The organism is Streptomyces sp. NPDC059850 (genome assembly GCF_042731515.1).
Classification (GTDB): Bacteria; Actinomycetota; Actinomycetes; order Streptomycetales; family Streptomycetaceae; genus Streptomyces.
In genome coordinates this window covers 34883-55862 of the sequence record NZ_JBHWJI010000028.1, presented here as the reverse complement: position 1 = coordinate 55862, position 20980 = coordinate 34883, and the positions used below count along the sequence as shown (strand labels likewise).

At 71.5% G+C, this 20980-nt stretch carries 21 protein-coding genes; 17 read left to right on the top strand and 4 right to left on the bottom strand.

Translation table 11 applies throughout. From position 1 onward, the window contains the following. Positions 1 to 13: 13 nt before the first annotated feature. From ACFV9T_RS23395 to ACFV9T_RS23385, 3 genes are read left to right on the top strand one after another with little or no spacing between them, the layout of a single operon-like run. A complete protein-coding gene (locus tag ACFV9T_RS23395; protein WP_385443451.1) occupies positions 14 to 796 on the top strand; it encodes an IclR family transcriptional regulator in 783 nt (260 codons plus the stop codon). Next, the gene (locus ACFV9T_RS23390; protein ID WP_385443448.1) at positions 793 to 1323 is read left to right on the top strand and encodes a MaoC family dehydratase N-terminal domain-containing protein; all 531 of its coding nucleotides are present in this window, start codon (positions 793 to 795) and stop codon (positions 1321 to 1323) included. The genes ACFV9T_RS23395 and ACFV9T_RS23390 overlap by 4 nt, the downstream gene beginning before the upstream one ends. Further along, a complete protein-coding gene (locus ACFV9T_RS23385) occupies positions 1320 to 1736 on the top strand; it encodes an acyl dehydratase (protein WP_385443446.1) in 417 nt (138 codons plus the stop codon). Before ACFV9T_RS23390 ends, ACFV9T_RS23385 begins: the two co-directional genes overlap by 4 nt. Here ACFV9T_RS23385 and ACFV9T_RS23380 read toward each other — a convergent pair. Continuing rightward, entirely contained in the window at positions 1733 to 2710 is a 978-nt protein-coding gene (locus ACFV9T_RS23380; RefSeq protein ID WP_385443444.1) for an ABC transporter substrate-binding protein, read from the bottom strand. The two genes, ACFV9T_RS23385 and ACFV9T_RS23380, sit on opposite strands and share 4 nt — an antisense overlap. Positions 2711 to 2849: 139 nt before the next feature. Here ACFV9T_RS23380 and ACFV9T_RS23375 point away from each other — a divergent pair, with 139 nt between their 5' ends. The 7 genes from ACFV9T_RS23375 (at position 2850) to ACFV9T_RS23345 (ending at position 8969) form a co-directional block, all read left to right on the top strand. Further along, on the top strand, positions 2850 to 3872 hold the full coding sequence (locus ACFV9T_RS23375; protein WP_385443441.1) for an NAD(P)/FAD-dependent oxidoreductase: 1023 nt from the start codon (positions 2850 to 2852) through the stop codon (positions 3870 to 3872). Between the two features lies 1 nt (position 3873). After that, positions 3874 to 4200: a ferredoxin gene (gene fdxA / locus ACFV9T_RS23370; protein WP_385443439.1), complete on the top strand. Its 327-nt coding sequence runs from the start codon at positions 3874 to 3876 to the stop codon at positions 4198 to 4200. Continuing rightward, entirely contained in the window at positions 4197 to 5003 is an 807-nt protein-coding gene (locus tag ACFV9T_RS23365; protein WP_385443437.1) for a 2-keto-4-pentenoate hydratase, read from the top strand. The genes fdxA and ACFV9T_RS23365 overlap by 4 nt, the downstream gene beginning before the upstream one ends. Before the next feature lie 3 nt (positions 5004 to 5006). Then, entirely contained in the window at positions 5007 to 5954 is a 948-nt protein-coding gene (locus tag ACFV9T_RS23360; RefSeq protein WP_385443435.1) for an acetaldehyde dehydrogenase (acetylating), read from the top strand. Positions 5955 to 5956: 2 nt separating this feature from the next. Beyond that, positions 5957 to 6973 carry a 4-hydroxy-2-oxovalerate aldolase gene (gene dmpG / locus ACFV9T_RS23355; RefSeq protein ID WP_385443545.1) on the top strand — a complete coding sequence of 339 codons (1017 nt, stop codon included), beginning with the start codon at positions 5957 to 5959 and terminating at the stop codon, positions 6971 to 6973. Continuing rightward, entirely contained in the window at positions 6970 to 8034 is a 1065-nt protein-coding gene (locus ACFV9T_RS23350; RefSeq protein ID WP_385443432.1) for an LLM class flavin-dependent oxidoreductase, read from the top strand. Before dmpG ends, ACFV9T_RS23350 begins: the two co-directional genes overlap by 4 nt. 128 nt (positions 8035 to 8162) lie before the next feature. Beyond that, positions 8163 to 8969: an IclR family transcriptional regulator gene (locus ACFV9T_RS23345; protein WP_385443430.1), complete on the top strand. Its 807-nt coding sequence runs from the start codon at positions 8163 to 8165 to the stop codon at positions 8967 to 8969. 29 nt (positions 8970 to 8998) lie between these two features. On the opposite strand, the gene ACFV9T_RS23340 is transcribed toward ACFV9T_RS23345, so the two are convergent. Further along, complete coding sequence (locus ACFV9T_RS23340) at positions 8999 to 10198, bottom strand: ROK family protein (protein WP_385443427.1); 1200 nt, start codon at positions 10196 to 10198, stop codon at positions 8999 to 9001. 238 nt (positions 10199 to 10436) lie between these two features. Here ACFV9T_RS23340 and ACFV9T_RS23335 point away from each other — a divergent pair, with 238 nt between their 5' ends. The 7 genes from ACFV9T_RS23335 to ACFV9T_RS23305 all read left to right on the top strand — a co-directional run bounded on the left by ACFV9T_RS23335 (position 10437) and on the right by ACFV9T_RS23305 (position 18652). Continuing rightward, positions 10437 to 11540, top strand: a complete 1104-nt coding sequence (locus ACFV9T_RS23335) for a Gfo/Idh/MocA family protein (protein ID WP_385443425.1) — start codon at positions 10437 to 10439, stop codon at positions 11538 to 11540. Between the two features lie 44 nt (positions 11541 to 11584). Continuing rightward, on the top strand, positions 11585 to 12472 hold the full coding sequence (locus ACFV9T_RS23330) for a sugar phosphate isomerase/epimerase family protein (RefSeq protein WP_385443423.1): 888 nt from the start codon (positions 11585 to 11587) through the stop codon (positions 12470 to 12472). Positions 12473 to 12507: 35 nt separating this feature from the next. Beyond that, positions 12508 to 14013: an ABC transporter substrate-binding protein gene (locus ACFV9T_RS23325; protein WP_385443421.1), complete on the top strand. Its 1506-nt coding sequence runs from the start codon at positions 12508 to 12510 to the stop codon at positions 14011 to 14013. A gap of 20 nt (positions 14014 to 14033) precedes the next feature. After that, the gene (locus ACFV9T_RS23320; protein ID WP_385443419.1) at positions 14034 to 14975 is read left to right on the top strand and encodes an ABC transporter permease; all 942 of its coding nucleotides are present in this window, start codon (positions 14034 to 14036) and stop codon (positions 14973 to 14975) included. Beyond that, positions 14972 to 16792: a dipeptide/oligopeptide/nickel ABC transporter permease/ATP-binding protein gene (locus tag ACFV9T_RS23315; RefSeq protein WP_385443417.1), complete on the top strand. Its 1821-nt coding sequence runs from the start codon at positions 14972 to 14974 to the stop codon at positions 16790 to 16792. The genes ACFV9T_RS23320 and ACFV9T_RS23315 overlap by 4 nt, the downstream gene beginning before the upstream one ends. After that, positions 16789 to 17652 (top strand): ATP-binding cassette domain-containing protein, encoded by an 864-nt coding sequence (locus ACFV9T_RS23310; protein WP_385443415.1) that lies wholly within the window; start codon positions 16789 to 16791, stop codon positions 17650 to 17652. The genes ACFV9T_RS23315 and ACFV9T_RS23310 overlap by 4 nt, the downstream gene beginning before the upstream one ends. Before the next feature lie 70 nt (positions 17653 to 17722). After that, positions 17723 to 18652 carry an NADP-dependent oxidoreductase gene (locus ACFV9T_RS23305; RefSeq protein ID WP_385443412.1) on the top strand — a complete coding sequence of 310 codons (930 nt, stop codon included), beginning with the start codon at positions 17723 to 17725 and terminating at the stop codon, positions 18650 to 18652. Between the two features lie 7 nt (positions 18653 to 18659). Here ACFV9T_RS23305 and ACFV9T_RS23300 read toward each other — a convergent pair whose 3' ends face one another. Continuing rightward, positions 18660 to 19967, bottom strand: coding sequence for an MFS transporter (locus tag ACFV9T_RS23300; RefSeq protein ID WP_385443410.1), 1308 nt, complete (start codon positions 19965 to 19967; stop codon positions 18660 to 18662). A 51-nt stretch (positions 19968 to 20018) separates the two neighbouring features. Continuing rightward, entirely contained in the window at positions 20019 to 20969 is a 951-nt protein-coding gene (locus tag ACFV9T_RS23295; RefSeq protein WP_385443407.1) for a catechol 2,3-dioxygenase, read from the bottom strand. Positions 20970 to 20980: the final 11 nt, after the last annotated feature.

Here is a 20980-nt window from a genome sequence, read left to right as displayed (position 1 = left end):
GGAGGTACGTGGCATGACCGTCGTCCCGCTCGACCCCGCCGCACCGCCCGATCCGGGCTCGATGAACTCCGTCCTGGGCAAGGTGCGCCCGATCCTGGAGGCGTTCACCGCCGACGACGACACCCTCTCCCTCGCCGACCTGGTGCGCCGTACGGGCGTGGCGAAGGCCACCGTGCACCGGCTCGCCCAGGAGCTGGTCGTCTGGGGGCTGCTGGAGCGGGCGGGCTGCGACTACCGGCTGGGGCTGCGCCTGTTCGAGATCGGCCAGCGGGTGCACCGGCAGCGGATCCTGCGCGAGGTGGCGCAGCCGTACATGGAGGATCTGCTGCTGGCCACCCGCGAGACCATCCACTTCGCGATCCACGACGGTCTCGACGTGGTCTACCTGGAGAAGATCCTGCCGCACCGCGGGCTGAGCGAGGAGTCCCGGGTGGCGGGGCGGCTTCCGCTGTACTGCACCGCCACCGGCAAGGCCATCCTGGCCTTCTCGCCGAAGTCGCTGGCCGGTGAGGTGATCGGCAACGGGCTGAAGCCCTTCACCCGGTACACGATCACCTCGCCCGCGCGGCTGCTGTGCCAGCTGGAGCGCGTCCGGGAGCAGGGGATCGCGACCGAGGCGGAGGAGATCCGGCTGGGCTATCTCAGCATGGCCGTACCGGTCTTCGCCCGCGGTGGCTCGCTGGCGGGCGCGCTGTCCATCACCGCGCCCACCTACCGCTTCGACATGGGCGCCCACACGGGCGCGCTGCGCACCGCTGGTCTGGGGATCAGCCGAGCGTTGCGGGCCGCCCTGTGACGGCGCTGGAGGAGGTGGCGGCGCGGGCCCGGACGCTGATCGGCCGGTGGGAGACCGAGGACTGCGGGGTGCTGACGGTCAAGGAGTTCTGCCGGTACGCCGCCGCGGTCGGCGATGGCGCGTACGTGGCGCGGGCCCGGGCCCGGGAGGCGGCCGGGGAGCCCGTCGAGGCTCCCCCGCTGTTCCTCGCGGCGATGATGAGCTGGGAGGACGGCCCGGAGGAGGACGCGCTGCGCCCGGACGGTCTGGCCGCCCGGGAGTCCCCGTGTACGCGGGGGTTGCCGGTGCGCCAGGTGCACGGCGGCCAGTCGGTGCGGCTCGCCGGGGTCCCGGTGGCGGGCGTGCGGATCACCGCGTCCCGGGCGGTGACCTCGGCGGACCGTAAGGGGGGCCGCTCAGGGGATTTCGTGCTGCTGGGTGTCACGACCCGGTTCACCTCGGGGGGCGGGAAGGAGCTGATGGCCGTGGACGAGACGATCGTCGTGCTGGACGGTGGCATGGTGCCGAACGGGGGTGCCGCCGCGTGAACACCCCCGCCGCCGGGCAGGTCTGTCCGCCACGCCGCTACACCCACAGCAGGGTGCAGCTGTTCCGGTTCAGCGCCGTGTCCTGGAACGCCCACCGCATCCACTACGACGGGGAGTTCGCCGCCTCGGAGGGGTTCCCCGACGCGGTCGTGCAGTCCACCCTGCACGGCGAGATGCTGGTCCAGTACGCCCTCGACTGGTCCGGGCCGGGGGCGCGGCTGGAGGGGGTGAGCTGGCGCAACCGGGCGACCGCCGTGGCCGGTGAACCGCTCACCTGGACCGCGACGGTCACCGAGGTCGGGCCCGCCGCCTGCGGGCAGCGGGTCTCGCTCGACGTGTCCGTCCTCAAGGACGACGGCACCGCGTGCGTCACCGGCACGGTCGAGCTGAGCCATGCTGGTGGACCGGCCTAACCGGCGTACCGCTCGTACCAGCCCTTCAGCAGGGCGCGGTCCAGATCGGGCGACTTCTTGATGAGTTTCTGCCCGGTGAGGAAGCCGGTGATCCTGGCGGACTGCTTGACGTCGGCGCCGGTCAGTCCGCGGACGCGGAAGGTGATCTCGGGGAGCACCTTCCGCGTCTGCGCCTCGGGCAGTTTCACCTGTCGGTTGGTGGCCTCCGCGGCGGCGCCGGGGTCGCGGGTAACCAGCCGGTCGGCCTCGGCGAGGACCGTGAACACCTTGGCCGCGACCGCCCGGTTGTTCTTCAGCCAGCGCTCTTCCGCCAGCAGCCACTGCACGTACGTCACCCCGAAGTCGCCGCTGTGGCCCGCGATGTGGCCGCCCGACTCGGCGCCCTTGGCCGCCCACGGCTCGTAGAGGACGTAGGCGTCGATGGTGCCGCGCTGGAGCAGCCCGGGCATCTCGGGCGGGGAACTCTGATGGATCTTCACGGACCCGGGGTCGATGCCGTGGCGGCGCAGATACGTGTGGGTCGCGTACAGGCCGAGGCCCTGGATGGACGCCATGGTCTTGATCTGGCGCGGGGAGGTGATGCCATCGCGCATCACGACCTTGAGATAGCGGTCGGAGGACTGGAAGACACCCAGCGCCCGCAGCCCCGGATCGCCCGCCATCAGCGGCAGCGCGGTGGAGTCGGCGTTGGCCGCCAGCTGTGCGGTACCGGCGGTCACCGCCTGGCCCGCGGTCGGGCCGCCCTCGGTGCGCATCAGCTCGACGTTCACACCCGCCTTGGCGAACATCCCCCGCTCCTTCGCCAGGTAGAAGGGCGCGTACGAGGCGTCGACGCCGAGGGCGACGCGCACCGTGGGCCCGCCCTTCACCTCCCCCGTGTCGGAGTCCACCGTTCCCGCCATGCAGGCGGGGACGAGGAGGAGCGCCGTACAGGCGACGAGCAGCCGCCCCGCTCTGCTGTTGTCCGGGTTCATGAGTCATGACCTCCGAGCGACGGGATCCCTGTGGTCGCGCCACGTTCCCAGGGGCGGGTGCCTCTGCCGAAGCGCGGTGTCCCGCCAGACGGAACGGTTTCATTGGGCCCGGCCCCGGCGGTGCCTACGCTCCCGGGCCATGAGCGTTCTTACCGATGTTCCGGCCAGCGCGTCCGTCCCGGACGTGGTGGACACCGACATCCTCATCATCGGCGCCGGTCCGTCGGGACTCTACGGCGCGTACTACGCGGGGTTCCGCGGGCTGCGCGTGGCGGTCATGGACGTCCTTCCGCAGTGCGGCGGCCAGATCAGCGCCATGTACCCGGAAAAACCCATCTTCGACATCGCCGGTTTCCCCTCGGTGCGCGGCCGCGACCTGGTGGACAGCCTGGTGGCCCAGGCGGAGCCGTACGGGCCCGTGTATCTCCTCGGCCAGCGGGCGGTCGAGCTGTTCCACGGGGAGGACGGACGGCCCGTGGTGCGCGGCGACGGCGGGACCACGGTCCGGGCCGGAGCCGTCGTCATCACCGGCGGGGTGGGGACGTTCACGCCCCGGCCGCTCCCGGCGGGCGAGGACTATCTCGGCCGCGGGCAGGTGTACTTCGTCCCGGATCCGTCCGGCCACACCGGCCACGACATCGTGATCGTCGGCGGTGGCGACAGCGCCTTCGACTGGGCGGCGACGCTCGCTCCGCTGGCCCGGTCCGTCACCCTGGTCCACCGCCGGGACCGGTTCCGGGCCCATGGCGCGACCGTGGAGAAGGTGCGTTCCCTCGGCATCGAGATCATCACCGACACCGAGGTGACCGGGCTGCACGGCTCGGATCAGCTCGAAGAGGTGACGATCCGCCACCGGCTGACCAAGGACACCCGTACCCTCCCGGCACAGACCGTCGTCGCCGCCCTCGGCTTCACCGCCGACCTCGGCCCGCTGCAGAACTGGGGTCTTGAGCTGCGGGCGCGGCGGATCGCCGTGGACACCCGGATGGCCACCAACGTGCCGCGGGTGTTCGCCGCCGGGGACATCACCGACTACCCGGGCAAGGTTCGGCTGATCTCCGTGGGCTTCGGCGAGGTCGCCACCGCGGTGAACAACGCGGCCACCGTCATCGATCCGGAGGCGATGTTGTTCCCCGGGCATTCCACAGAGAAGGAGAACTGACATGGCCTACGTCATCGGCCCGGCCTGCGTCGACATCATGGACCGCTCCTGCATGGAGGAATGCCCGGTCGACTGCATCTACGAGGGGGAACGCAAGCTCTACATCAACCCGGTGGAGTGCATCGACTGCGGCGCCTGCGAAACCGCCTGCCCCGAGCAGGCCATCGCGGTGGACCGGCTGGCCAGGCCCGAGCACCGCGAGGACAACCGCCGCTTCTTCACCGAGCCGCTGCCCGGCCGTACGGAGCCGCTGGGCACCCCGGGCGGCGCCACCGGGCTCGGCCCGGTCGGCGTCGACACCCCGCTGGTCGCCGGGGCCGCCTCATGACCGGCCAGGGACTTCCCCCGGAGGTGGCCAAGGCGGCCGACACGCTGCTGGAGGCCACGCGGACCGGTGTGGTGTGCCCGCCGGTGCGCACGTTCCTCGCCGAGGCGGACATCGGGGCCGCGTACGCGGTGCAGCGGGTGAACGTCGGGCGCGGTGTGGCCGAGGGGCGGCGCGTCGCGGGCCGTAAGATCGGCCTGACCTCGCCTGCCGTGCAGGCCCAACTTGGCGTGGATCAGCCGGACTTCGGGACGCTGTTCGCCGATATGGCGGTGCCCGAGGGCGGTGTGGTGGCGGCCGGGCGGCTGCTGCAGCCCAAGGTGGAGGCGGAGGTGGCGCTCGTCCTGGGCGCCGATCTGCCGCACCGCGACTGCACGGTGGCCGATGTGCTGCGGGCGACCGACTTCGCGCTGCCCGCGCTGGAGATCGTGGACAGCCGTATCGCCGGGTGGAACATCGGCATCGTGGACACCGTCGCCGACAACGCCTCCTGCGGGCTGTACGTTCTCGGCGGTACGCCCGTGCCGCTGACCGGGCTCGATGTGCGCGGGGCGCGGATGTCCCTGACCCGCGGCGGCCGGACGGTCTCCGAGGGCAGCGGCGCCGACTGCCTCGGCAGCCCGCTGAACGCCGCGGCCTGGCTGGCCTCGGCCGTCGCCGCCCAGGGCGATCCGCTGCGCGCCGGGGAGATCCTGCTGACCGGGGCGCTGGGCCCGATGGTGCCCGCGGCGCCGGGCGACCGGTTCGAGGCCCACATCAGTCAACTGGGCCGGGTCACTGTCGAGTTCGCGACGGAGGGAGAGTAGGCCATGAGCACCCGTACCAAGGTCGCCGTCATCGGCTCCGGCAACATCGGCACCGATCTCATGATCAAGGTGCTGCGGCTGTCCGACACCCTGGAGGTGGCGGCGGTGGCGGGCATCGACCCGGACTCCGACGGCCTCGCCCGGGCCCGCCGCCTGAAGGTGGCCACGACCCACGAGGGCGTGGACGGGCTGGTGGCGCTGGACGAGTTCGCCGATGTGCGGATCGTCTTCGACGCCACCTCGGCCGGTGCCCACCGCCGCCACGACGAGGTGCTGCGCGCCCTCGGACGTACGGTGGTCGACCTCACCCCGGCCGCCATCGGCCCGTATGTGGTGCCGCCGGTGAACCTCGACACTCACCTGGACAGCCCCAACGTCAACATGGTGACCTGCGGCGGCCAGGCCACGATTCCCATCGTGGCCGCCGTCTCGGCCGTCACCCCCGTGCACTACGGGGAGATCGTCGCCTCCATCGCCTCCCGCTCGGCCGGTCCCGGCACCCGCGCCAACATCGACGAGTTCACCGAGACCACCGCCTCCGCCATCGAGCGGGTCGGCGGGGCGGGCCGGGGCAAGGCCATCATCGTCCTCAATCCGGCCGAACCGCCGCTGATCATGCGGGACACCGTGCACTGTCTGGTGTCGGAGTGCGACGACGCGGCGGTCACCGCCTCGATCGAGGCCATGGTGGGCCGCGTCCAGGCGTATGTCCCCGGCTACCGCCTCAAGCAGAAGGTGCAGTTCGACCGGATCGCCGACGACGACCCGCTGCGCACTCTCGTACCCGCCGGAGCGGGCCGTGGCGCGGTGAAGGTGTCGGTGTTCCTGGAGGTCGAGGGCGCCGCCCACTACCTCCCGGCCTACGCGGGCAACCTCGACATCATGACCTCGGCAGCGCTGCGCACCGCGGAGCGGCTGGCCGCACACCGGACCGTGGAGGCAGCCAAGTGACCATGCCAGAGGCCTCCCTGTACATCCAGGACGTCACCCTGCGGGACGGCATGCACGCCCTCCGCCACCGCTACACCACGGACCAGGCCCGCACCATCGCCGCCGCGCTCGACGCCGCGCGCGTCGGCGCCATCGAGATCGCCCACGGTGACGGGCTGTCCGGGTCCAGCGTCAACTACGGCGTCGGCGCGCACACCGACTGGGAGTGGATAGAGGCGGTCACCGACGCCGTCCGGCACGCGATCCCCACCACCCTGCTGCTGCCGGGCATCGGCACCCTGCGCGATCTGAAGCAGGCCCACGCGCTCGGCATCCGCTCGGTGCGCGTCGCGACCCACTGCACCGAGGCGGACATCTCCGCGCAGCACATCTCCGCCGCCCGCGAGCTGGGCATGGACGTCGCGGGCTTCCTGATGATGTCGCACATGGCACCCCCGGCCGAACTCGCCCGGCAGGCCGCGCTCATGGAGTCCTACGGCGCCCACTGCGTGTACGTCACCGACTCCGGCGGGCGGCTGACCATGGACGGGGTGCGCGACCGCTTCCGCGCCTACCGCGATGTCCTCTCGCCCGACACCGAGCTGGGCATCCACGCCCACCACAATCTGGGGCTCGGCGTGGCCAACAGCGTGGTCGCCGTGGAGAACGGCGTCACCCGCGTCGACGCCTCGCTGGCCGGGCAGGGCGCGGGCGCCGGGAACTGCCCGCTGGAGGCCTTCATCGCGGTGGCCGATCTGCAGGGGTGGTCGCACGGCTGCGATCTGTTCCCGCTGATGGACGCCGCCGACGACCTGGTCAGGCCGCTCCAGGACCGGCCGGTGCGGGTGGACCGGGAAACCCTGAGCCTCGGCTACGCGGGCGTGTACTCCAGCTTCCTGCGCCACGCCGAGACGGCGGCGGCACGCTATGGCCTGGACACCCGCTCCATCCTGGTCGAGGTCGGGCGGCGCGGCATGGTCGGCGGCCAGGAAGACATGATCACGGATGTGGCGCTGGACCTGGTGGAGGGGCGGGCATGAGCGCCGGACTGCGACGCCCCGGGGCGACGCGGCCGCGGATCGGGATCCGGGTGCCGCCGTGCGACCGGGCGGACCAGATCGCCCGGACCGTGCGGCGGGCCGAGGAGCTGGGCTTCGACGAGGTGTGGTTCCCCGACTCCCAGCTGCTGTGGCGGGACGTGTTCACCACCCTGACCGCCGCCGCGCTGGCCACCGAGCACATCGGCCTGGGCACCGCGGTCACCAATGTGGCGACCCGCCATCCGGCCGTCGTGGCATCGGCCGCCCGCAGCGTGGCCGAGCTGGCGCCCGGCCGGTTCACCCTCGGCCTCGGTGTGGGCAACAGCTCGGTCGGCCCGATCAATCTGCGGCAGACCACCTCGGCGGCGATGCGTGGCGGCGTGGCCATGCTGCGGGGGCTGCTGGACGGCCGGGAATGGGACTTCGGCGGCGGTGTCCGCTCCCGGCTGCGCGATCCGGGGCCACGTATTCCGGTGCACCTCGCGGCGAGCGGGCCGAAGAACCTGCGGCTCGCGGGGGAGATCGCCGACGGCGCCATCCTGCTCAGCGGCGTGTCCCCGAAGCCCCTGGCCGGGGCCGCCGCCCGGGTGCGCGAGGGCGCCGAGGCCGCGGGCCGGGCGGCCTCGGACGTACCGCTGACGGTGTCCGCGTTCTGCGCGGTCACCGATGACATCGAGGCCGAGGCGCGGCTGATCAAACCGATCTGCGCGTCGATCGCGCAGAACGGCGGGGCGCCCTTCCTCGCCCTCGCGGGAATAGAGGTGGAGGTCCCGGCCACGGTGGAGGGGGTCTACCCGGATCTGGTGCACGCCGAGGACTGGGACGCGGCCGTCGCCGTGTGTTCGCGGTGGATCAGCGACGAGGCGGCCGTGCGGTTCGCCCGGGAATTCTGTCTGTTCGGCACCGCCGCGCAGATCGCCGAGCGGCTCACGGCCCTGCACGGCGCCGGGGTGTCCGGGGTCTTCCTCCAGCATGTGGGCTCCTACGACCCGCCGACCGAGCTGATCGAGGCGGTCGGCGCCGCGGTGGTACCCGCCCTCGGCGACCATTCCGGGGACTGACACGGGGACGGACACGGGTATTGACAAAGGGCGGCCGATAGGCGTGGATCACGCTCCCTACCGGCCTCCCCGAAAAGCGCCTATCGTTCCTTTCCTCGGCTTTGGCGGCCGTGAGGAGGTCAGGTGCGGTGACTGGGTACGTGTATGCCGAAAAGGACAAAGAGCCGCGGCAGATCCGCGAGACTCCCAAGTCGGTTCTCGGTAAGGTCGGCCTTATTCTGTCCGCATTCCGGGACAACGACTTCGCCCTCAGTCTCGCGGAGTTGACGGCCCGCACCGGGGTCGCCAAGGCCACCGTCCACCGACTCTGCCAGGAACTCGTCGCCGGAGATCTCCTGGAGCGGGAGGGCGCCAAGTACCGGCTCGGGCTGCAGCTCTACGAGATCGGCCTGCGCGCGCCCCGCCAGCGCACCCTGCGCGAGGCCGCCCGGCCCGTCATCGAGAACCTCGCGCAGCAGCTCGACAACGCCGTGAACCTGGCCGTGCCGAGCGCCCCGGAACTGCTGGTGATCGAGAACGCCGGACGCCACCGCAACCGGGCCCGCTCCACGGCGGGCGGCCGTCACCTCCCGCTGCACTGCAGCGCCGCGGGCAAGCTCACCCTCGCCATGCTGCCCGAGCAGTACCCGCTGTCCAGCGTCCTCCCGCTGATGGACCGCCGTACGCCGCACACCCTCACCCCCGCCCGGCTGGCCGCCGAGCTGGTCCGGATCAGGGAGCAGGACTACGCCGTGGAGGTCGAGGAGGCCCGTCGCGGCTATCTCGCCGTCGCGGTGCCGGTGCGCGGCCTCGACCACGCGTATCTGGCCGCCCTCGCGGTGATCGCCCCCACGGCGGGCAGCAGCATCCCCCGGCTGCACACCGCGCTGGCCGAGGCGTCCCGCGACATCACCGCGCGGCTCGCCGTCTTCGAGGCCCACCGCGCGCCGCTCTGAGCACACTTCAGCGACGCTCTGACCCCGCCTCAGCGGTCGGCCACCGGCGCTCCCGCCGCGTCCTCCACCAGCATCCGCGCGATGCCCTCGGCGCTGAAGACGTCCCGGGAGGCGAGGGCGACGCCGCCGTGGATCCCGGAGTCGCTGCCGAGCTGGGCCGTGGTGATGGTCAGCTTGCGGGTGGCCAGGGGCAGGGCACGCTGGTAGACGGCGGCGCGGACGCCGGAGAGGAGGTCGTCGCGCAGTTCGCTCAGCGGCCCGCCGAGCACCAGGGTGCGCGGGTTGAACATGTAGACCAGCATGGCCGCGATCTCGCCGATCTCGGTGGCGGCCTGGCGCAGCGCGCGCACGGCGGGCGGGTCGTTGTCGGCGACGCGCTCCGCCAGGACGTGCACGCCGTACAGCGGGTCCTGGTCGGTCGACTCGGGAATGCCGAGGCCGCGCAGGATGCTCCGGTGGGAGGCGATCGCCCCGACGCAGCCGACGTTGCCGCAGGAGCACAGGGCGTCGCCGCCGCCGATGGCGCGGATGTGGCCGACGTCCCCGGCGGCGCCGTCCGCGCCCCGGTACACCTCGCCGTCCGCGGTGATGACTCCGGCCCCGATGCCGGTCGAGATCTTGAGGCACAGCAGCGGAGTGTCCATGCCGTCCTGGCAGGCCTCGCCGAGCGCCATCAGGTTGGAGTCGTTGTCCACGATGGCCGGGGCACGGAAGGTCCTGGTCACCCACTCGGCGACCGGATAGCCGTCCCAGCCGGGCATGCCGGTCGGCTGCACCGGGCAGCCGCGCTGGAAGTCCACAGGGCCGGGCAGCCCCACCACCACCTCGCGGACCCGGTCCGGATCGCGCCCGTACGCCGCCAGCAGGCCCGACAGGCGCTCGGCCACCGCGGCCAGGACCGCGTCCGGCCCGGCGGCGACCCGGATGTCCACGGCCTCCCGCGCGATCACGCGCCCGGTGAGATCCGCGATCGCCACCCGGGATTCCAGCGTGTCCACGTCCGCCACGGCGATGGTCCCCGCCCTCGGGCTGAGTGTCAGCACCCTCGGCGGCCGCCCCCGCACCGACTCGCTCGACCCCAGCTCCTGCAGCAGGCCGCGCCCGACGAGATGGTCGACCTGCTGGCCGACCGTCGACCGGGCCAGGCCGCTGCGCCGCGCGATCTCGGCACGGCTGGTCGCCTCCCCTGACACCACGAGGTCCAGCACGCTGCGCAATGCGGAAGGCACCGCGGGCAGCAAGGCCCTATCGGTAGCGCGCGCCTCGGGTTTATGCACTTTCACGTACCTAATCTCTCCCTCTCGCGCCCATCGGCGTTGCCGCCTGCCCGACAGGCTGTGCATTGGACCGGCTTTAGTCAAGAGAAAAAACTAAAAACGGCATCTTGCCTTGGCCACGCGAACTAACAGACGGTGTGGTCGGCAGAACCCGCACGGCCCCATCCCTTTCCGGAGAGGAATCACCTCCATGGCCAAGCAGACGCATCGGATCGGCATCCTGGGCAGCGGCAACATCTTCGGCCGGTACGTCACCGGGCTGGCCCGCTACCCGGAGCTGGAGATCGTGCGCGTGGCCGACATCGACGTGGCGCGCGCCAAGGCGGCCGCCGCCGAACACTCCATACCGGCCTGGGGTGATGACGCGGAACTGTACGCCGACGCGTCGGTGGACATCGTCGTCAACCTGACCCCGCCGGTGCACCACGGGCGCACCATCATCACCGCGCTGGAGTCCGGCAAGCATGTGTACGTGGAGAAGCCCCTGGCCACGACGGTGGCCGAGGGACGGACCGTACTCGAAGCGGCCGCCCGGAGCGGACGGATCCTCGGCTCGGCGCCGGACACCTTCCTCGGCAGCGCGGGCCAGACCGCGCGCAAGGCCATCGACGACGGGCTCATCGGAACGCCGATCGGCGCCTCGGCGTTCATCCGCCACAGCAAGGCGGAGACCTGGCATCCGGACCCGCGCTTCCTGTTCCAGGAGGGCGGCGGCCCGGTGATGGACATGGGGCCGTACTACTTCGCCCTCCTGGTCAACATGCTGGGCCCGGTCAAGACCGTCACCGGGTCGAGCCGGATCGGCGCGGAGCGGCGGACGGTGACCGCGCCCGGCCGGGCCGTCGACTCGATCGACGTCACGGTCCCCACCCACGCCGCGGCCGTGCTCACCTTCGCCTCCGGAGCCATCGCGACGATGCAGATGAGCTTCGACATCTGGGACACCGACCTGCCCTTCATGGAGATCTACGGCACCGGCGGCACACTGTCCCTGCCGAACCCGAACCACTTCGACGGCGATGTGCGGCTCAGGCGGCACGGCGACGCCGAGTGGTCCGTACTGGAGCCGGTGGTCGGCCTGTTCGGCGCCGTCGGCACCAAGGAGCAGGCCCGCCGGGGCCTCGGGGTGCGGGACCTCGCGAACGCCGTCGAGGGCGGCCCGCACCGGGCCGACGCCCCGTTCGCCTTCCATGTGCTGGAGGCGATGTGCGCCGTGGAAGAAGCCTCCGTCGAGGCGCGTGTCGTGACGCTGGACAGCACCTGCGAACGTCCCGAGCCCCGCTTCTCCGCCTGAGCGCACCACGCTTCAGCCACCCGCCACGTAAGAAAGAGGACCGCATGACGATCGGCGAGAAGAACATCGCGATCAACCCCCTGCAGTTCGTGCAGACCGAGGACGGCTGGATCGACCCCGCCCTGGCGCCGCCGCTCCCCGAGCGGCTGAAGATCATCAGCGATGCGGGGATCCGCGCGGTGCACGCCGATGTCCCCGCGGACATGACGGCCGCCGAATACGGCAAGCTGCTCTCCGACCACGGTCTCGCGCCCGCCCCGGGCTACATATCCGGCCCGCTGCCGGAGGATGACGCGAGCCTGCGGGCGCATCTCGACAAGACGGCGCGGATCAGCGAGCAGCAGGCCGAACTGGGCCTGTCCACGGTGTTCGTGGCCACGGGCATGTCCAAGGAGGCGCCCCGGGTTCGGCGCCCGGCGGTCGGCGCGGAGTCCGACCCCGCCCGGCTGGAGCGGGTCCGCGACGTGTTCGCGAAGATGGGCGAGGCCACCCGGGCGAACGGGGTGGCCGCGGCCTTCCATCCGCATGTGGGCACCTGGGCGGAGACCGAGGAGGAGACCCGGTTCATCCTCGACACCGTGCCCGCGGACACCCTCTCCTTCGGCCCGGACATCGGCCACCTGGGCTGGGCCGGTGCCGATGTCCCCGGGCTCCTGCGCGACTACGGGGACCGGGTGGCCGCGATGCACATCAAGGACTACCACGCCGATGTGGCCGCCCGGGGCAAGGCCGAGGGCTTGGACTACCGCGCCACGGTCCTCGCGGGCCTGTGGGCCGAACCGGGGCACGCCTCGGTGGACATCCCCGGGCTCATCGCGGCGCTGCCCGGCACCTTCGACGGCTGGCTGATCATCGAGGTCGACCGGGGCGCGCGGGACACCGCCGAGGAGAGCATCCGGCTGTGCGGCCAGTGGGCCCGGCAGAACCGCTGAACGACGCGCGACAGCACAAGGTGAGGAGGTGCGCGATGCGACGAGTGGGGCTGACCGGGGCCGTTCTCGCCCTCGTGTCCGCGACGGCGTGCGGTGGCGGCGGCGTCTCCGGTATGGGGAACGGGGACAAGACGCTGACCCTCGCGGTGGGGGTATCCGCCACCCCCTGGGATCTGGCGTCGGCCGGTCTGGGGGACTACATCAACTACTACGAGCCGGTCTTCGACTCGTTGGTCCGCCTGGACAAGAACGCGGAGGCCACCCCCAACCTGGCCACCTCGTGGCGGTACGACACCTCGCGGACCGTCCTGACGATGAAGCTCAGGAAGGGGGTGAGGTTCACCGACGGCACCGCCCTGGACGCCACCGCGGTGAAGGCGAATCTGCTGCACACCAAGGAGGGCACGAACGAGGCCGCCGGAAAGCTGAAGGCCATCGACACCGTCGAGGCCGTGAACCCCTCCACGGTGGCCATCCACCTGTCGGCGCCCGATCCCTCGCTCGTCACCAGCCTGGGCGACCCGTCCGGCATGATGGCCAGCCCGAAGGCGCTGGACGGGAAGCGGGGTCCGGTCGGCTCGGGGCCGTATGAGCTGGACAAGGCCGCCTCGACCAACGGCAGCGTCTACACCTTCACCCGCAACCCCGGCTACTGGAACACCAAGGCGTTCCCCTTCAACAAGATCGTCATCAGGACGATCAGTGACCCGACCGCACGCCTCAACGCGCTGCTGGGCGAGCAGGTGGACTGGGCGCGGATCGACCCGCGGAGCGCGAGTCAGGTCAAGGGCCGTGGTCTGCGGGTGAGTTCGCATGTGGACGCCGTCGAGGGCCTGTACATCTGGGATCGCGCCGGAAAGATCGTTCCGGCCCTGGGCAAGGTGAAGGTCCGCCAGGCCCTGAACCACGCCTTCGACCGCGACGCCATCGCCAAGAAGATCAACATGGGGTATGCCACCGCGACCTCCCAGATGGCCATCCCCGAGAGCAGCGCCTATGAGAAGTCGCTGCAGAGCAAGTACGCCTACGACCCCGAGAAGGCCAGGAAGCTGCTCGCCGAGGCGGGTTACCCGCATGGTTTCACGGTGACGATGCCCGACGTGTCCTCGGTGGCGGCGGCCCAGCAGGCGGTGATGACCCAGGCGCTGGAGGACATCGGCATCAGGGTGAAGACCAAGAAGGTGCCGAGCACCGAGCTGTTCACCTCACTCCAGCGGGGCAAGTACGCGATGTCCTGGTTCAAGCTCGCCTCGTACCGGCCCTGGGACTACATCTCCACCCAGCTCACCGAGAACGGCGCCTGGAACCCGGCGGGGGACTTCGACCCGAAGCTCAACCAGCTGATCGGCAAGGCCCGGAAGGCGACCGGCGCCACCCAGCTGCACCTGTTCCAGCAGATCAACCGGTATGTGCAGACGAACGCGTTCAACGCCCCCTGGGACGTTCTCGACTCCGTCCACGGCGTCTCGAACAGCATCAAGGTGACCCCGCAGCCGTTCGAGTCATCCATACCGATCTACCAGATGACCCCGGCATCCTGAGGAAACGAAAGAGGGTTGCGATGCTGACATTCCTCATACGCCGCGTGGCGGCCGGGTTGGTGCTCCTCTACGTCCTCGCCACGGCGGCGTTCGCGATGATGAGCCTCACCGGCACCGATGCCGTGCGCAACATCTCCGGCAACACGGCCACCGAGGCGCAAGTGGCGGCCAAGACCCATGAACTGGGCCTCGACCGCCCCTGGCTCAGCCAGTACGGAAGCTGGCTCGGCCACGCCGTCCGCGGTGACTTCGGCGTCTCCTGGTTCAGCGGTGACTCGGTGTCCGCCAGCCTGGCGCTGAAGGTGCCGGTGACCCTGTCGGTCGTGGTGGCCGGGCTGGTCCTCGCGACGGTCCTGAGCGTCGTCCTCGGGGTGGCCGCGGCCGTCCGGCGGGGCTGGCTCGACCGGGTCGTCCAGCTGCTGGCGATCCTCGGCTACGCGGTCCCCAGCTTCCTGGCGGCGCTGGCGCTCTCCGTGATCGTCGCGGTGAAGCTGCGCTGGCTGCCCGCGACCGGATACGTGCCGTTCGAGGTGTCGCCGTCGGGGTGGTTCACCTCGATCACCCTGCCCGCCGTCTCGCTGTCCATCGGTGTGATCGCGGCGACGGCCCAGCAGGTCCGGGGCTCGGTGATCGACGTACTGCGCCAGGACTTCGTCCGGACCCTGCGCAGCCGCGGGCTCGGTGAGCGCCGGGTGCTGTTCCGGCATGTGCTGCGCAACGCGGCGCCGCCCGCGCTGACGGTGCTGTCCGTGCAGTTCATCGGCCTGGTCGGCGGCGCCGTCATCACCGAGAAGGTGTTCGGACTGCCCGGGGTCGGCTCGGCGGCGGTCACGGCGTCGACCAACGGCGACACCCCACTGGTCATGGGCGTCGTGGTGTATCTGGTGTTCATCGTGGTGGCGGTCAACCTCCTGGTGGACGTCGCCTACGGCTGGCTCAACCCGAAGGTGCGCGTACGATGACCGACTCCCCCGGCGAGTCCACGCTCGCCACCTCGTCCGCGCCCGGTACGGCCGACGCGCTCCCCCGTCGCAGCGGTGTGTGGCGCCGTCTGCTGCGCAACCCGGTGGCGGTGGTCTGCCTGGCGGTGCTGGCGCTGCTGGTCCTGGCCAGCGTGTTCGCGCCGCTGCTCACCTCCTACAGCCCCACCCGCCCGACGCTGCTGGACACGTTCGCCCCGTTCGGCGCCGACCATCCGCTCGGTGCCGACAGCGTGGGCCGGGACGTCCTGACCCGGCTGCTCTACGGCGGGCGGGTGAGCCTGCTGGGCGCGTTCATCGCGGTCGCGGTGGCGCTGCTGATCGGCGTCCCGGCCGGGCTGGTCAGCGGCTACTACCGGGGCTGGGTCGACGCCGCGTTCAGCTGGGTGGCCAGCCTGGTGATGGCCGCGCCCGCCATCATGGTGCTGCTGGTGGCCATCGCGGCGATCGGCCCCAACGCCAACGCGGCCATGGCGGTGCTCGGTGTCATCCTCGCGCCGGGCGTCTTCCGCCTCGTCCGCGCCTCGGTGACCTCGGTACGCGAGGAGCTGTACGTCGACGCGGCCCGGGTCTCGGGCCTCGGCGATCTGCGGATCGTGCGCCGCCACATCCTGCCGGTGGTGCAGGCGCCCACGATCATCCAGGCGGCGCAGATGTTCGGTGTCGCCGTCGTCATCCAGGCGGGCATCGAGTTCCTCGGCCTCGGCTCGGCGAGCGAGGCCAGCTGGGGCGCGATGCTCAACGAGGCGTTCGCCAACCTGTACATCATGCCCACGCTGCTGGTGGGGCCCGGAGTGGCCATCGTCGTCACCGTCGCCTCGATCGGGCTGCTGGCCAACGCGCTGCGGGACACCCTCCTGGAGAGCGGTTACGCGGCTCCCGCCCGCCGCCCGGGGCGTACCAAGGCGCCCGATGCCCCGGTGGCCAACGCCCCGGCCAGCGAGGACGATGGCGACGCGCTGCTGACCGTACGGAATCTGAGGGTGTCGTATCCCACCCGCGACGGCGAATCCACGGTCGTCGACGGAGTCTCGCTCAGCGTCCGCGACGGCGAAGTCGTCGGGCTGGTGGGCGAGTCGGGGTCGGGGAAGAGCCAGACCGCCTTCTCCGTCCTGGGCCTGCTCCCGCCCGAGGCGCGGCGCGAGGCCGACGGTCTCTCGTTCGCCGGACAGGATCTGCGGCGCCTGAGCGGCAAGGCCATGAACGGCCTGCGCGGTCGGCGGATCGCCTACGTACCGCAGGAGCCGATGTCCAACCTGGACCCGTCCTTCCCCATCGGTAGCCAGCTCGCCGACCCCATGCGGCTCCATCTGAAGATCTCGGCCGGTGAGGCGCGCAAGCGGGCGCTGGCCCTGCTGGAGCGGGTGGGCATCGCCCAGCCGGAGCGGGTGTACGACGCGTATCCCCACCAGATCTCCGGTGGCATGGCGCAGCGGGTGCTGATCGCCGGTGCGGTCTCCTGCGACCCCGATCTGCTGATCGCCGACGAGCCGACGACGGCCCTGGATGTCACCGTCCAGGCGGAGGTGCTGGACCTGTTGCGGGAGCTGCAGCGGGAGCGCCGGATGGGCATGATCCTGGTGACCCACAACTTCGGTGTCGTCGCCGACATCTGCGACCACGTCGTGGTCATGCGGTCCGGGAAGGTGGTCGAGTCGGCCCCCGTCGGGCAGCTCTTCGCCAACCCGCACCACGCGTACACCCGGATGCTGCTGGCGTCGACGCTGGAGGACGCCCCGCACCGTACCCCGCTCGACGACGGCCCCACGGCCCACGCCACCGTGCAGGAGAAGGCATGACGACGATCCCGACACCGCACACCCCGGCTCATGGCAGCGTCCTGGAGGTCGACCGGGTGGTGGTGGAGTACCCCGCCAAGGGGTGGCGCACCCCGCCGTTCCGGGCGCTGCACGGGGTCTCGCTGGACATCCGGGCGGGCGAGACGGTGGGGCTGGTCGGCGAGTCCGGCTCCGGGAAGACCACGCTCGGGCGCGCCGTGCTCGGCCTGGCCCCCGTCACGGAGGGCCGGATCGCTTACGCGGGCCGGGACATCTCACGGCTGGGCGCGCGGGAGCGGCGTGCGCTCAGCGACGATATCCAGGTGGTGTTCCAGGACCCGTACACCTCGCTGAACCCGGCGATGACCGTGGGCGACATCCTCACCGAACCGCTGCTCGTGGCCGGTGTGTCACGCGGTACGGCACACGGGCGCATCCGCGAACTCCTCGACCAGGTCAGCCTGCCCACGGACGCCGCGCACCGGCTGCCCCGGGAGTTCTCCGGCGGACAGCGCCAGCGCATCGCGATCGCGCGGGCGCTGTGCCGCGACCCCAAGCTCATCGTGTGCGACGAGCCGGTCAGCGCGCTGGACCTGTCCACCCAGGCCCGGGTGCTGGACCTGTTCATCGACATCCAGGAGCGCACCGGGGTCGCGTATCTGTTCATCACCCACGACCTGTCCGTGGTGCGCCGCATCAGTCACCGGGTGGCCGTCATGTACGGCGGGGAGATCGTGGAGTCCGGTGATACCCGGGCGGTGACGGCCCAGCCCCGCGACCGCTACACCCAGCGGCTCATGCTCGCCGCCCTCGTACCCGACCCGGACCGGCAGCGGGACCGCCGTGAGCAGCGTCGCGGGCTCGCGGCGGCGGGCTCGTAGCCCCGTGTCCAGGAGCCATGTGTCCCGTGGCCATGTGTCCGGGACAGCCACCGACGCGGGGAGACACACCGTGCCCGACGCTTACGGATTCACCCGGTACGGCGGACCGGAGACGCAGGCCTTCCTCGATCCGCCGACACCCGTGCCCGGCCCCGGTGAGCTGCTGATCGCGGTGTACGCGGCGGGCGTCAACCCGGTGGACTGGAAGGTCCGTGCCGGTATGCACCGCGACTTCCTCCCCCTGGACCTCCCGGCCGTTCTCGGCCGGGAGGCGGCGGGGGTGGTCGAGCGGGTCGGCGAGGGCGTCACCGGCTTCGCCGTCGGCGACCCGGTGTTCGGCAGCAGCGCGGCGGGCTGCGGCGGCTACGCACGCTTCGCCGTCCTGACCGCGGACCGGACGGCGCCGAAGCCCGACGGGATCTCGTTCACCGATGCCGCGGCGCTGCCCGTGGCGGCGGGGACCGGCTATGACGCGGTGCGCCTGCTCGGTCCGACGCCCGGCCAGTCCCTGCTGATCCTGGGCATCGGGGGCGGTGTCGGGGTCGCGGCGGCGCAGATCGCGCGCGAGGCCGGGGTGGCCGTCGTCGGCACCTCGGCCGAGGCCAAGCGGGAGTTCGTCACCTCGCTGGGCGCCACCTCCGTCCCCTACGACAGCGGCCACTTCGGCGAGGAGCTGAAGGCGGCTCTGCCCGAGGCCCCCGACGCGGTGCTGGACCTGGTGGGCGGCGCGGCGCTGGATGGTGTCGCGGCGCTGATCCCACCGCGCTGCCGGGTGCTGACGGTGGCCGACCCGGGTACGGCGGCACGGTTCGGCGCCCGGCCGCTGACCCGTAACAGCTCGCCACAAACCCTCACCGAGCTGGCCCGCCGGGTGGTGGCGGGACGGCTGGACCCACGGGTGACCAGGGTCTTCCCCTTCGAGGAGGCCGAAGCGGCGCTGCGCGAGGTCGAGTCCGGCCACCCGTGGGGCAAGGTGGTGCTGGAGATGCGCCGAGCCTGACGCACCGTTATGCGTCGGTCCGGACAAGGCCGCTCATGACCATCAGGACGGTGGCGCACAGCGCGGTGACGGCGAACACGGTGAAGCCCCAGCCCTCCACGTCGCCATCGACGAGACGGCCACCGAGCCACGGGCCGAAGACGGCGCCGAAGCGGCCCATCCCGGACGTCCAGCCGATCGCGGTGGCCCGGTTCTCGGTGGTGGAGCGCCCGGCCACTGTCGCGTACACCATGGTCTGGGCGCTGAAGAGCCACAGACCGGTCAGGAAGACGACGGCGTAGGTGAGCGCCAGGGGCATGTGGACACCCAGCAGATAGATGCCGAGGGCGGTGCACCCGAACCAGATGGCCGCGACGCGGGCGGCGCCGAAGCGGTCGGCGGTGCGCCCGGCCAGCAGCATGCCCACGATGCCACCGAGGTTGACGACGATGAGGAAGGACAGCGCGGAGCCGAGTTCATAGCCCTGGCCACGCATCATCGTGGGCAGCCAGGTGCTGACGCCGTAGACCAGGAGGAGCCCGCCGAAGGAGGCGCACCAGAAGAGCACGGTCCGCTGCCAGCGGCCGTCGCGGAAGAGCGCGGCCAGGGCGCCCCAGCGGTCGGGCGGGGCCATGGAGGCGTGGGTGGTGGAGGCGTGGGTGGTGGCGGGCAGTTCGACCTCGTAGTGGCGGGCGAGGCGGCGCGCCTCGTCGGTGCGGCCCCGGACGATGAGGAAACCGAGGGATTCGGGCAGGAACTTCGCCACCAGTGGCACGGCGATGACGAGCGGCGCCACCCCGATCCAGAAGGCAGAGCGCCAGCCGAACGGCTCCACCACCCACAGCCCCAGACAGGCGGCGAGAATGCCGCCCGCCTGATGGGCGGTCATCAGCAGTCCGATCATGAGGTTGGACCGGCCGCGCGGGGCGTATTCGGCGACGAGCGTGATGGTGGTGGGCAGCAGCCCGCCGAGGCCGAGTCCGGCGATGAACCGGGCCAGCCCGAACACTTCCAGGGTGGGGGCGGCCGCGCACAGGGCCGAGGCGAGCGAGAACACCACGGTGCACCCGATGATCACCTTCTTCCGCCCGGCCCGGTCGGTGAGCGTGCCCGCCGACAGGGCGCCGAGCAGCATGCCGAACGTGGCGTAGCTGCCGAGGTCACCGGCCCGGCCGGGGGTGAGTCCGAGGTCCGGGTCGTCGAGCATGCCGGGCAGCACGGCGCCGTAGATGAACAGATCGAGGCCGTCGAAGAGGACGACCATCCAGCACAGGCCGACGACCACGGCGGCCAGTCGTATGCCGCGTGTTCCGGCGGGGACGGTTGTCGGGGACATGGGGGTTTCCTCTCGTCCTGGAGGCCCCTCGAAGGGATGGGGGGGGGAGGGTCAGTCGACGGGCGGTGTGCCGTGGGTGTGGAAGGACTCGATGGTCTTCAGACCCCAGGCCTGGCCTTTGGCGCGCTCGGCCTGGGTCCAGGTGATCAGCGGCCAGTCGGGGGCCAGGACGAGGCGGGTGAGCGGGTTGCACAGCTCGATACGGTTGCCGCCCGGCTCGTAGACGTAGAGGAAGAACGTCTGCTGGATGGCGTGCTTGTGCGGGCCGGTCTCGATGTGGACACCGTTGTCCAGGCACAGATCGGCGGCGCGCAGGATGTCCTCGCGGGTGTCGGTGGCGAACGCGATGTGGTGCAGCCGGGCGTGGGAGCCGGACCAGTCCTCGGTGTAGACGAGGTCGTACGACTTGTTGGTGAAGGTCAGCCACTGGGCGGCGAGCCGTCCGGTGTCGAGGACGATCTGCTCGGTGGGGCGGGCGCCCAGGAGGTCGCGGGTGAAGACCGCGTTGGGTTCGACGTCGGCGGCGAGGAAGTTGACGTGGTCGAGGCGGCGGACGCCCACGCCGTGGGCGGGTTTGGCCTGCGGCTGGTTCTTCAGTCCTGGCGCCAGCTCGGGCGGTGCCTCGTACCACTCGCTCTCCCAGTACAGGGCGAGTTCATGGCCGTCGGGGTCATGGGTGACGTAGAGCGGGCCGATGCCCGGTTCGTCCTCGGCCCAGTGGCCGTCGTGTCCGGCCCTCTCCAGCGCCTCCACCCGGCGCCGCAGGGCCTCGTCGCCGGACACGCGCAGCGCGGTGCGGCGGATGCCGGAAGTCCGGTGTGCGGTGAGGGTGAGGCTGTGGTGTTCGTAGTCGTCCCAGGTCCGCAAGTACACCGAGTCGCCGGAGCGGCCGTTCTCGGTCAGGCCGAGGATGGTGGTGAAGAACCACAGGCTGCGGTCCGGGTCGGGGGTGAGCAGTTCGACATGCCCGAGGTGGGCGATGTCCCCGAGCGGCGGGGCCATCGGCAACTCCT